Source organism: Dietzia sp. B19 (assembly GCF_014145155.1).
Lineage (GTDB): Bacteria > Actinomycetota > Actinomycetes > Mycobacteriales > Mycobacteriaceae > Dietzia > Dietzia natronolimnaea.
In genome coordinates this window covers 1-12113 of the sequence record NZ_JAALED010000528.1, presented here as the reverse complement: position 1 = coordinate 12113, position 12113 = coordinate 1, and the positions used below count along the sequence as shown (strand labels likewise).

The 12113-nt window shown below is 70.3% G+C and carries 10 protein-coding genes and 1 pseudogene; 3 read left to right on the top strand and 8 right to left on the bottom strand.

The window, feature by feature from the left end; genetic code table 11:
• The 5 genes and pseudogenes from hemW to G6020_RS14400 form a co-directional block, all read right to left on the bottom strand.
• On the bottom strand, positions 1-1128 hold a 1128-nt coding region (gene hemW / locus G6020_RS14420; protein ID WP_347238388.1), incomplete at its 3' end, for a radical SAM family heme chaperone HemW.
• 695 nt (positions 1129-1823) lie between these two features.
• Positions 1824-3203, bottom strand: a pseudogene (locus G6020_RS14415) (wax ester/triacylglycerol synthase family O-acyltransferase); the annotation flags it as partial.
• Between the two features lie 142 nt (positions 3204-3345).
• A complete protein-coding gene (locus tag G6020_RS14410; protein WP_182611086.1) occupies positions 3346-3555 on the bottom strand; it encodes a hypothetical protein in 210 nt (69 codons plus the stop codon).
• 9 nt (positions 3556-3564) lie between these two features.
• Complete coding sequence (locus tag G6020_RS14405; RefSeq protein WP_182611085.1) at positions 3565-5673, bottom strand: M3 family metallopeptidase; 2109 nt, start codon at positions 5671-5673, stop codon at positions 3565-3567.
• A 33-nt stretch (positions 5674-5706) separates the two neighbouring features.
• On the bottom strand, positions 5707-6528 hold the full coding sequence (locus tag G6020_RS14400) for a TSUP family transporter (RefSeq protein WP_182611084.1): 822 nt from the start codon (positions 6526-6528) through the stop codon (positions 5707-5709).
• Between the two features lie 26 nt (positions 6529-6554).
• Here G6020_RS14400 and G6020_RS14395 point away from each other — a divergent pair, with 26 nt between their 5' ends.
• Positions 6555-7073, top strand: coding sequence for a CGNR zinc finger domain-containing protein (locus G6020_RS14395; protein ID WP_179524956.1), 519 nt, complete (start codon positions 6555-6557; stop codon positions 7071-7073).
• 39 nt (positions 7074-7112) lie between these two features.
• Here G6020_RS14395 and lepA read toward each other — a convergent pair whose 3' ends face one another.
• Both lepA and G6020_RS14385 read right to left on the bottom strand, forming a co-directional pair.
• Positions 7113-8972, bottom strand: coding sequence for a translation elongation factor 4 (gene lepA / locus G6020_RS14390; protein ID WP_179524955.1), 1860 nt, complete (start codon positions 8970-8972; stop codon positions 7113-7115).
• Positions 8973-9030: 58 nt separating this feature from the next.
• The gene (locus G6020_RS14385; RefSeq protein ID WP_182611083.1) at positions 9031-9753 is read right to left on the bottom strand and encodes an EthD domain-containing protein; all 723 of its coding nucleotides are present in this window, start codon (positions 9751-9753) and stop codon (positions 9031-9033) included.
• A 35-nt stretch (positions 9754-9788) separates the two neighbouring features.
• Between G6020_RS14385 and G6020_RS14380 the strand changes: the two genes are divergently transcribed.
• Entirely contained in the window at positions 9789-10337 is a 549-nt protein-coding gene (locus tag G6020_RS14380; RefSeq protein WP_182611082.1) for a type II toxin-antitoxin system PemK/MazF family toxin, read from the top strand.
• A 207-nt stretch (positions 10338-10544) separates the two neighbouring features.
• Positions 10545-10805, top strand: coding sequence for a 30S ribosomal protein S20 (rpsT, locus tag G6020_RS14375; protein WP_179524952.1), 261 nt, complete (start codon positions 10545-10547; stop codon positions 10803-10805).
• Between the two features lie 115 nt (positions 10806-10920).
• Here rpsT and holA read toward each other — a convergent pair whose 3' ends face one another.
• Positions 10921-11898 carry a DNA polymerase III subunit delta gene (holA, locus tag G6020_RS14370; RefSeq protein WP_182611081.1) on the bottom strand — a complete coding sequence of 326 codons (978 nt, stop codon included), beginning with the start codon at positions 11896-11898 and terminating at the stop codon, positions 10921-10923.
• Positions 11899-12113: the final 215 nt, after the last annotated feature.

Below are 12113 nucleotides of genomic sequence, written 5' to 3'. Positions count from 1 at the left end.
CCGCCGCCGTAGCAGACCCGCCGACACCTGGAGGTCCGCACGTTCCCTCTCCTGCGCCGTGAACGCCCCGTCGGGGAGCCCCTCGGCCAGCCGGAGGCCGGTCATGATCCGCTCGAGGTGGCGGTCGTCGTCGTGCAGTCGCTCCCCGCCCTCGACCGGGAGGTCCCCGGCGTCGCACGCCGCGGCGTAGCGCGCAGGATGGCGCAGGTTCCACCACCGGGCTCCGGCGACGTGGGAGTGCGCCCCGGGTCCGATCCCCCACCAGTCACCGCCGCGCCAGTACCCCATGTTGTGACGGCAGTAACCCGACTCGTCGGTCGCGAAGTTGGAGACCTCGTACCAGTGGAACCCCGAGCGCGACAGTCGCTCCGCCACCTGTTCGTAGCGGTCGGCCAGCACGTCGTCGACGGTCCCGGGCAGTTCTCCCCGACGGATTCTCCGGGCCAGGGCGGTGCCGTCCTCGACGATGAGCGAGTAGGCGGACACGTGGTCCACCCCTGCGTCGACCACGGCGTCGAGGGTGCGGGCGAGGTCGTCGTCGGTCTCCCCCGGCGTCCCGTAGATCACGTCCAGGTTGACGTGGTCGAACCCGGCTCGGGCGGCCTCGGCGACCGCCTCCTGCGGGCGACCGGGGGTGTGGGCGCGGTCCAGGACGCGCAGGACGTGCGCCGCGGTGGACTGCATCCCCAGCGAGATCCGCGTGTATCCGCCCTCGCGCAGTCGTCCGAAGAACTCCGGGGAGGTGGATTCGGGATTGCTCTCGGTGGTCACCTCGGCTCCGGGCGCGAGCCCGAACGTCGACCGGATCCGATCGAGCATCCCCACCAGAACGTCCGCACCCACCAGCGACGGGGTTCCGCCGCCGACGAAGACGGTGTCGACCTTCGGCGGGGTGCCCGACCCGGCCAGCACCGACGCCGCCCGCTCGATCTCCAGTGCGGCCGCCCGTTCCCAGTCGGCGGGCGAGGTGGCGGACCCTAGTTCCCCGGCCGTGTACGTGTTGAAGTCGCAGTAGCCACAGCGGGACGCGCAGAACGGGACGTGGAGGTAGATCCCGAACGGCGCCCGCGGGTCGCGCGGCGGCGGGGAGAGGGCGAGACCAGCCGGATCGTGGGCCCCGGTCGTCACGCCTGACCGGTCACGCGGTCGCCCCCGGTCTCACCGCCCCCCGACTCGGAGGTCGCGGGGCCCTCGTCCGGAACGGTGGCGGCCGGGGCGCCGTAGGTCGGTGCGGCGGCGTCGGGCCCCGTGGCGGTATCGGGCTCCGGTTCGGACGCGGAAGAGGTGTCTGGTCTGGGCACGGAGCCCACAGTGCCGGATGACGGGTTCGCCGTGCGCTCGACGGGGGTGACGGGCTTGGAACCCGTGGGCTTGTCGGACGTCTTCCGGGCCGAGGTCTTCCTCGCGGCGGCGGTCCTGGAGGCCGACTTCTCATTAGCCGATGTCGAGGCGGGGGCGGTCCGGCCCGTGGTCTTCTCGGCGGTCGGCTTGGTCGCGGTGGACGTCTTCCTGTGGGCGGTCGACTTCCTGGCGGCTGTCGTCTTGGTGGTGGCCGAGGTCTTCTTCGCGGGAGCCTTCTTCGCTGGAGCCTTTTTCGCCGGGGCCTTCCTCGCGGTCGTCTTCTCCGCGGTCGACGTCTTCGCGGTCGACTTCTTCGCCGGGGCCTTCTTCGCCGGGCGCTGTCGGTCGGAGGCGTTCGTGGCGGCCCCGTCCTTGCTCGCGGACGACTGACGGCCCGCCTTCTTCAGGTCCTTCCGCAACTGCGCCAACTCGGCGGCGGACATCCGCTCCGCCGTGGGGGTCCCGCTCGCCTCGCGCTTCTCGGCGGCCTCGACGAGTTCCTCCATGGCCTCGCTCACCGCGCGGGCCATGGGCCAGGGGTCGGGAACGAGGTCCTTGCACGCGATGAACCCGAAGTGCAGCTCTCCGTCGAGCGACATCACCGTGCAGTTGAGGCCGGCGCCGTGGAACACCGGCCCCACCGGCAGCATCTTCGTGACCCTGGCCCCGAGGAAGTACAGCGGGATGTTCGGACCGGGCACGTTGGAGATGATGAGGTTGTGCACCACCGGGTGGCGCTCGGAGAGCCTCAGGCGCGAGTACATCCGGACCGCGGAACCGAAGACGGACGGCGCCGCGAACTGCGCCCAGTCGGTCAGGAGATTGGCGTCGAGTGCGTCGGTGTGGTCCTTGGCGACGGTGTTGGCGTCCCGGATCGACTCCAGACGCTCGACCGGGTCGTCGATGTCCGTGGCGAGCGACATGAACATTCCCGACACCCGGTTGGTGCCGGGGCGTGACTCCGCGGCGTGCACCGACATCGGGACCATCGCGATGAGGGGCTTCGACGGCAACTCGTCCAGGTCGTCGAGGTAGTTGCGCAGGGCGGTCGAGCAGAGGGCCAGCACGACGTCGTTGACGGTGGTGCCGAAGGCGTTCTTGATCCGCTTGACCTGGTCCAGGTCCACACTGGCGTAGGAGATGGACCGGTGCCCGGTGATGGTGCGGTTGAACGGGGTGCGCGGGGCGGTGAACGGTGCCGGCATGGCGAGACCCTTGCGGGCCCTGTTGATCCACGAGGGAAGGACACCCAGTGTCCCCGGCAACAGCGAGGCCAGACGCCACGGGGTGGCCAGCCGGGACAACGCCCCGCCGACGGCCAGTTCGAGGGCTCCCGAGCCTCCGGCGGTCTCCTGCACCAGTTCCTGGTCGAGGGACGGATCCTCCGGGGTGAGCGAGCACAGCTGCGACATCATGTTGGCGCCCGTGACGCCGTCGACGGTCGAGTGGTGCATCTTGGCGAAGACCGCGAACCGTCCGTCGGGCAGCCCCTCGATGACGTACATCTGCCACAGCGGCATCGATCGGTCTATCGGCTGGCTGGCCAGGTGACCGCACAACTCGGCAAGGACCTCGTCACCACCCGGTTCCGGCAGGCCGACCCGGTGGAGGTGGTGGTCGATGTTGAAGTCCTCGGCCTCGACCCATACCGGGTGGTCGATGTTCAGCAGTGAGTCGTGCAACTTGCGCCGGAAACCCGGCATCCCGGTGACCCGGCGGGCGAGTTCCGCCCGCAGCGCGTCGAACGAGTAGCCGCCGTTCATCTCGGACCCGTCGAGGACGATCAACCCGCACACGTGCAGGAGCTGGGCCCTGGTCTCGAAGTAGAGGAAGCTGGCGTCAAGTCCACTCAGGCGCTGCATGGAGGGAGTGTACGTCCGGAGTCCGTCCCGCAGAGTCGGTTCCGCGGACGGCCCGTCCTCACCAGACGTCGAGGATGAGCCACGCGATCACGACGAGCGCGATCAGCAGGATCAGGGCGAGAGTCACACGCGACCGGGGCATCTACAGGACCTCCTTCCCGGTCTCGGGGTCCCCGGCGGCGACGAGCCCCCGGAACCGGTGCACGAGCACATCGGCCACCCGCTCGATGACCACCGCGACCAGGAAGAACAGCGGGACTCCGGCGGCGAGCATGATGAACACCTGCAGGGGGAACGGCAGGGTGGCGAGCCAGAGCTCGACCCTGTCCCAGAACTCGAGGAATGCCGTCACGGATCGATCCTACGACCGGCCGGCGGTGGCGACCTCGCGGCCGCCCACCACCGAACTGTCCAGGCCCCGGCGACGCAGCAGCGCCGAGGGACTCGGGTCCGCACCGCGCATCGCCCGGTAGGCGTCGAGGAAGTCGATCGCCCCGCCGCGGGACAGGACCTCACGGCGCATCGCGTCCCCCGAGGACCGCTTCAGTCCCCCACGTTCGGCGAACCACTCGGCGGCGTCCGCGTCGAGCACCTCGGCCCAGAAGTAGGAGTAGTAGGCCGCCGAGTACCCGCCGGCGAAGATGTGCTGGAAGTACCGCGACCGGTACCTGGGCTCGACGCCGGGGACGTCCAGTCCCGCCTCGGCCAGCACCCTGGCCTCGAACTCGTCGACATCCGTCACCGCCTCGGCCTCCTCGAGGGTCAGCGAGTGCCAGGCCAGGTCCAGGAGGGCGGCGGCGAGGTACTCGACGGTGGCCTGCCCCTCACCGAAGCGTTCGGCCTCCCGCATCCGCGCGACCAGATCCTCGGCGATCGGCTCCCCCGTCTCCACGTGCCGGGCGTATCGCGCGAGCATCTCCGGCCGGCGCGCCCACATCTCGTTGACCTGTGAGGGGAACTCGACGAAGTCGCGGGGCACCGAGGTCCCGGAGAACACCGGGTACTCCACGTCCGAGAGCAGGCCGTGGAGGGCGTGCCCGAACTCGTGGAACATCGTCGTGACCTCGTCCATGGTGAGCAGCGTCGGCTCACCCGCCGCGGGGCGGGACAGGTTCATGACGTTGACGACGACGGGACGCGAATCCAGGAGCCGGGACTGGTCGCGGAACGAACTCATCCAGGCCCCGCCCCGCTTGGTCGGACGTGCGTAGTAGTCGAGGAGCAGCAGACCGATCCCGGCGTCGGGCTGGTCCCGCTGGTCGTCGAAGACCTCGATCACCCGGACGTCCGGGAGGAATCCGCGCAGGTCCGTCCGCTCGGCGAAGCGCAGACCGTAGAGCTCGGAGGCCGAGTGCATGACCGCGTCGCGCAGCACGCGCTCGAGCTCGAAGTACGGCCGGACGCGTGCGTCGTCCACCTGGAAGCGGTCGGCGCGCAGCCGCTCGGACTCCCAGGCCCAGTCGGCCGGGTTCAACTCGCGGTCCTCCCCGCCGAGCAGGTCCTTGGCCTCGTTGCGGGCATTGGTGACGGCGGCGTCGACCACGTCGAGCAGCAGACCTCGTGCCGCCTCGGGCGACCCGGCCGTCTCCACGGCGAGTACGTGCTCGGCGTGGGAGCCCAGCCCCAACAGGTGCGCGCGCTCGGCGCGGAGCCGGACGATCTCCAGGACGATCGGGGAGTTGTCGTGCTCCGGGGTCGAACCCCGTCGCAGCGAGGCCTCCATGACCCGCCGCCGCAGACCCTGATGGTCCAGCCACGCGGAGATCGGCTGCACCGTGGGCAGTCCCAGCGGGATGAGCCAACCCTCGCGTCCCGCCTCCGCGGCCGCGGCGGCGAGCGACGAGCGCATGGACGCGGGCAGACCGGCCAGCTCCGCCTCGTCGGTCACGGGGACGGCGAGCTCGGCGGTGGAGGCGAGCAGGTTCTCCCCGAACGCCGTGGTCAGTTCGGCCAACCTGGTGTCGATCGCCGTCAGCCGCTCGCGGCCCGCCTCGTCGAGTCCCGCACCCGCCCGGAGGAGGTCACGGTGATGCCGACGGATCAGCCGCGCGGTCTCGTCGTCGACCTCCACCTCCCCCGACTCCAACGCCGAGTGGACGGCGTCGACCCGCGCGTGGAGGCCCTGATCGGTCATGACGGCCGAGCCGTGGGCGGCCAGGAGCGGCGAGACCACCCGGTCCACGTCGAGCCGGGCGGGGGTCGCATCCGGACCGAGGAGCCCGTAGAACACCGACAGGACCCGGTGGAGCGCCCGGCCCGACCGCTCGAGGGCGATGACCGTGTTGGCGACGGACGGCGGTTCCGGGTTGGCCACGATCGCCGCGACCTCGGCCGCGTGATCGTCGATCGCCGTCCGGATGGCCGGCTCCAGTTCCGCCTCGTCGATCGCCGCGAAGTCGGGCAACCCGTACGGCAACGGTGACTCGTCGAGCAGCGGGTGGCGGCCGGGTTCGGGGCTCGGGAGGGTCATGGGGGCGAGTCTACGTCGGCTCCGCGGGACGCCTCACGTCCACTGGGCCACCGTGTCCCACGCCAACTTGACCGCCAGGATGCCGATGACCACGAGGAACACCACCCGGATGAACTCGTTGCCGTGTCGCATCGCCATCCGCGCGCCGATGAACCCCCCGGTGAGGTTGGCCACCGCCATACAGCCACCGATGAGCCACAGCACCTCGCCGTGGATGCCGAACACCAGGATCGAGGCGATGTTGGTGGTGAGGTTGGCGAGCTTGGCCGCCACGGTCCCCTGCAGGAAGCCGAAGCCCAGGAACGCGACGATCGCGATCACGAAGAACGACCCGGTCCCCGGACCCAGGACCCCGTCGTAGAACCCGATCAGCAGACCGATCAGCGCCGATCGCCAGATGCGCGCCCACCCGGTGTACCGGTTCTCGTGGGTGCGACCCATGGTGGGCCGGAACCACGTGTAGGCGCCCACCACGATGACGGCCACCAGGACAACCGGCGTGAGCAGGTCCCTCGGGATGAACCTGGCGACCGACGAGCCGGCGGTCGACCCGGCGAACGCCGCGACCACCAGCGGGAGCACCATCCCGATCGGCACCCGGATCCGGCGCAGGTAGGTCAGGGAGGCGACCAGCGTCCCGGCGACCGAGGAGAGTTTGTTGGTCCCGAGGATCTCCGGGGTCGAGGCATCCGCGGGCAGTCCGAGCACCAGCGCCGGGAGCTGGATGAGTCCTCCCCCGCCGACCACCGAGTCGACCCAGCCGGCGACGAACGCGGCCAGCACGAGCGCGGCCAGGACCCACACGGAGACCCCCACCGCCGGGGACGCGGCCAGACCCGCGAATGACTGAGGCATACCGATCACTGTGCTGTAATCGGTTTGTGTATATCAACCCTTACGGGGCCGATCCGGTGACCCTCGCCGCCGACCTGGCGAACCGCCGCCCCCGCACCACCCGCGAACTGGTGGACCGCTGCCGCGAATCGGGGGTGACCATCGACCGGGGGGCGTGTGACGAGGACCTCGAGGAGGTGCTGACGTTTCTCGACGACTGGCTCGTCGTCGTCGACACCACCGACCCCCGCGGGCGGGCCGACGCCCTCAACGCCCTGCTCGCCGACCACTCGGCGCCGCCGCGCCTCACCGACCACGACGGCCACTGGCACGTGCACTACCGCGCGGACGACGTCTCGTTCGCCCGTCTGCTCACCGCCATGTTCTCCGTGGGCACCGCACTCCACCTGACCTCACGCGGCATCGACCGTCTGGCACGGTGTGCGGCCGACGACTGCGCGGACGTCTTCGCCGACACCACCCGCAACGGACGCAAGCGGTACTGCTCGACCCGCTGCACCAACCGGTCCGCCGTACGGCGACACAGAGCGAGGACCTGGGCGTGAGCCCGGGCGGACCCGACGGCCGCTACTACTCGTCCGCGCTCACTTCTTGTCCGCGCTCGAGTCCGCGGACAGCGCGGCCACGAAGGCCTCCTGGGGGACGTCCACGCGACCGATCGACTTCATGCGCTTCTTGCCCTCCTTCTGCTTCTCGAGAAGCTTGCGCTTACGGCTGATATCGCCGCCGTAGCACTTGGAGAGCACGTCCTTGCGGATGGCGCGGATGTTCTCGCGGGAGATGATCTTCGCGCCGATCGCCGCCTGGATGGGCACCTCGTACTGCTGACGCGGGATGAGCTCCTTGAGCTTGCCCGTCATCTTGTTGCCGTAGGCCTGCGCGTAGTCCCGGTGCACGATCGCGGAGAACGCGTCCACGGCCTCCCCCTGCAGCAGGATGTCGACCTTGACCAGATCGGACGCCTGCTCGCCGGCCTCCTCGTAGTCCATCGACGCGTATCCCTTGGTGCGGGACTTGAGCGAGTCGAAGAAGTCGAAGATGATCTCGCCCATCGGCATGACGTAGCGCAGCTCCACGCGGGTCTCGGACAGGTAGTCCATGCCCTTCATCTCGCCGCGCTTGGACTGGCACAGTTCCATGACGGTGCCCACGAACTCGCTGGGCACGATGATCGTGCACTTGACGATCGGCTCGAAGATCTCGCGGTGCTTGCCCTCGGGCCAGTACGACGGGTTGGTGACCTGGTGCTCGGTTCCGTCCTCGGCGACCACTCGGTACACCACGTTCGGCGCGGTGGAGATCAGGGCGAGGTTGAACTCCCGCTCCAACCGGTCCCGGGTGATCTCCATGTGCAGCAGACCCAGGAAACCGCAGCGGAAGCCGAAACCGAGCGCGACGGAGGTCTCCGGCTCGTAGTCGAGCGACGCGTCGTTGAGTTGCAGCTTGTCCAGGGCGTCGCGCAGGACCGGGTAGTCGGACCCGTCGATCGGGTACAGCCCGGAGAACACCATGGGGTTGGGCTCCTTGTACCCCGCCAGAGGCTCCTCCGCCCCGCCGCGGGCGCTGGTGATCGTGTCACCGACCTTGGACTGGCGGACGTCCTTGACCCCGGTGATCAGGTACCCGACCTCGCCCGGGCCCAACCCCTTGGTCACCTTGGGTTCCGGCGAGATGATCCCGACCTCGAGCGCCTCGTGCGTCGACCCCGTCGACATCATCCTGACCTTCTCGCGCGGATTCAGCGTCCCGTCGAACACCCGGACGTAGGTGACCACGCCGCGGTAGGTGTCGTAGACCGAGTCGAAGATCATCGCGCGGGCCGGGGCGTCCGGGTCGCCCACCGGCGCGGGGATCACGTCACACACCTTGTCCAGCAGTTCCTCGACGCCCACGCCCGTCTTGCCGGACACCCGCAGGACGTCCTCCGGCTCGCACCCCACGATGTGGGAGATCTCCTCGGCGAAGCGGTCCGGGTCCGCCGCGGGGAGGTCGATCTTGTTGAGCACCGGGATGATCTCGAGGTCGTTCTCCATGGCCAGGTACAGGTTGGCCAGCGTCTGGGCCTCGATGCCCTGCGCGGCGTCCACCAGCAGGATCGCCCCCTCGCACGCCTCGAGGGCACGGGAGACCTCGTAGGTGAAGTCCACGTGGCCCGGGGTGTCGATCATGTGCAGCACGATCTCCTCACCCTCGTGGGCACCGGAGCGCGGCACCCACGGCAGGCGGACGTTCTGCGCCTTGATGGTGATGCCGCGTTCGCGCTCGATGTCCATGCGGTCGAGGTACTGGGCCCGCATGAGCCGCTCCTCGACCACACCGGTGATCTGCAGCATGCGGTCGGCCAGTGTCGACTTGCCGTGGTCGATGTGCGCGATGATGCAGAAGTTCCTGATCCTGGCCGGATCGGTGAACGTCGTCTCTGCGAAGTTGGGAATCTCGATCACTCCTGGAGGCGGGCCCGGGCGTGGCGGGGTGCGGTCCGACCGGGCGATGCCCCCATTGTCACACGTGCGGGCTCCGGATACGCATCACGTACCGTCCCGTGGGGATCGCGTCGACCGTGCCGTCGTCGAGGAACCGGGCCGTCGAGGCGGTCATGGCCTTGATGTTGTGGCTCATCCTCTCATCGCTGCCCCGGGAGTCGAAGAACACCCCGAGGTCCCCGGCCGCCTCGATCGGGAACACCTCCTCGACGATCCCCGCGATCTCCGGCGCGTCCCCGGTCAGTGCGCGGACCACCACGTGCTGGGTGTAGGCGGTGGTGGACTGCGTCTCGATCGCCACCGGCGTGTGCTCCTCGAGCCAGACGCGCAGCCATTCGTCGCGGTCCAGCCGCCCGGGCCGGCGCAGGAAGGCCAGGTTGGCCATCCCGGGACACCTCCCGTCCTCCCCCGGATCCGGTACGCCGAGCGGCTCCGACGCGGTCACCGACCACGCGGAGACCGGGCCGAGCCCGCGAAGGGCGTCGAGGACGTTGGTGCTCGCGGTGCCCGAGGCCACCGGCACCCGCGCGCGGACCGCCGCGAGCACGGGCCTCGGGGTCACCTGCACGTCGATCATCGCGCCGGCCACCGCCTCGTCGCGGACGTTCACCACGTACTCGGTCACCCCGAGGTCGGCGAGCGGGCCGTCCACCACCCGGGCGATGTCCGACCGCAACCGGGAGGCGTCGGGCCCGGCACGTTCCGGGTCGTCCGACCACACGACCGCGAAGAGGATGTCCATGAACCGGGATCCTAGATGCCGTTACCCTGGCGGACATGGCGATCGACTGGGCCCGGATGGGTCGCACCGCGGCTCGGATGAGCCGACGATACGGACCGACGGTGGCCCTCGAGGTGCGTCGGCGTCTCGAGGATCGAGGGATCTCCTCCGCCGCGCCGCGTGGGGCCGTGGGGGCGGGACGGCCCACCACGTCCGGGACCGTGCCCACGTCGAGCCGCGCGCGGACCGTCTCCTACGCACCCGACCTCGACGGCCGGGCCGATCCGGGAGAGATCGTGTGGACGTGGGTGGAGTTCGAGGAGGCCGACGGACGCGGGAAGGACCGTCCGGTCCTGGTGGTGGGCCGCGACGGCGATCGACTGCTCGGCCTCATGCTCTCGTCGCAGGACAGGCGGGACGACGACGAGGGGTGGCTCAGGCTCGGCACCGGGCCGTGGGACCCGGAGGGCCGCCCGAGCTGGGTCCGCCTGGACCGCGTGCTGGACGTGCCCGAACAGGGCATCCGGCGCGAGGGGGCCGTCTGCTCCCGCGCCACGTTCGACCGGGTCGCGGACCGGTTGCGCTCGGACTACGGCTGGCGCTGACGGGCGGTGGTGGCGGGCAGCCCGACATGGGCCCGACCGGGTGCTCGCCCACTCGTCACGCGTTTTGGCCGGGGACGCCGCCGCTGGTAAAGTGGGTCGTCGGTGTCCACCGGATCGCGCTACGCGTATTCGAGCGGACTAGAGACATGACATCAGATCGACCGGATCCCCCGCGGAGCCGTCGACACACGACCGAAGGTGTGACCAGTGGCAAACATCAAGTCCCAGAAGAAGCGGAACCTCACCAACGAGCGCAACCGTCTCCGCAACCAGTCGATCAAGTCGTCTCTGCGTTCCGCCATCCGCAGCCTGCGTGAGGCCACCGAGGCCGGCGACAAGGCCAAGGCCGGCGCCCTCCTCGTCGCGACCTCGCGTCAGCTCGACAAGGCCGCCACCAAGGGTGTCATCCACCAGAACCAGGCCGCCAACAAGAAGTCGTCGCTCGCCAAGGCCGTCAACGCGCTCTGAGGCGACCCGCTCCCCCAGTCGGGGAGCACAGCCCCGCGTCGTTAGCCGCCGCGATGAGGCTCCGAGGGCCCACCCCCGCACCGATCGAGTGCGCGTGGTGGGCCCTCGTCGCGTTCTAGGCGACGCCGGCCAGTGACCCCACCTCCCGCACCGCCCGCTCGAGCGCGTACGAGGTGTCCTCCGCCTGCCCCTTGACCTCGCCGTTGAGGCGGGCCACCACCTGGAGGGCGCTGCCGAGGGTGTCGATGGACCAGTACCGGGTCTGCGCGGTGACCTTCTTGACCTTCCACGGAGGCAGGCCCTGCCGCGCCAGTTCGGCCGGCGGGGTGCCCCGTTGGGTGCCCACCATGGCGATCGAGTTCACGGCGTCCGCGAGAGCGTCCGCCAACACGACGTGCGGGACCCCCGTGTGCATGGCCCATTCGAGGGCTTCGATCGCGCCGGCCACATCCCCGGTGACCGCGCGCTCGGCCACGGTGAACCCGCTGACCCCCACGACCCCGGAGTGATAGCGGCGCACCGCTTCGACGTCGACCTTCCCCCCGGTGTCGGCCACCAGCTGGCCACACGCCGACGCCAGCTGCCGAAGGTCCGTGCCCACCGCCTCCACCAGGGCCTCACACGCCTCGGGGGCCACCCGGACGTCGAGACCCCGGAACTCCGAGCGCACGAATCCCACCACGTCCATGTGGCGGGAGAGCTTGCCGGCCGCGTGCTCCTGCGCACCGGCCTTACGCAGGTCCGGTACGAGCGCCTTGGCCCGACCCCCGCCCGTGTGCTGGACCACCATGACCGTCTGGTCCGGCAGGTCGACGGCGGACCCCATCACCGCCGCCTGGGCGTCCTTGCCCAGTTCCGCGGCACCGGTGATCACCACGATCCGGGCCTCGCCGAACAGCGACGGTGAGAGCAGTTCGAACAGCTGCGGTGCACCGACCTCCGGTCCCCCCAGGCGGGAGACCACGGGCGGATCCTCCCCCGCGGGAGCCGCTGCCCGCACGGCCGCCACGACACCGGCGGTGGCGCGCTCGGTGAGGAACTCGTCCTCGCCCAGGACGAGATGCAGCGGGCCGGGTGAAGAACCGGGTGTCATGGGCGCTCCTCGTCGTCGTACTCACCCGACATCGTGCCACGCAGGTCCGTCACCACAGGCGCGGGATCACCCGGGCGCCACGTCGGGCGACCCCGGCAGGGACACGGCGACGTCCGCGACGGTCTCGAGCCACCACAGCGCCGGGGCGCACGCCCACGCCAGCACGACGGCCCCGTCCTCCCACACCGGCCCGAGGGCCGCGGCGGCGGTCCCGA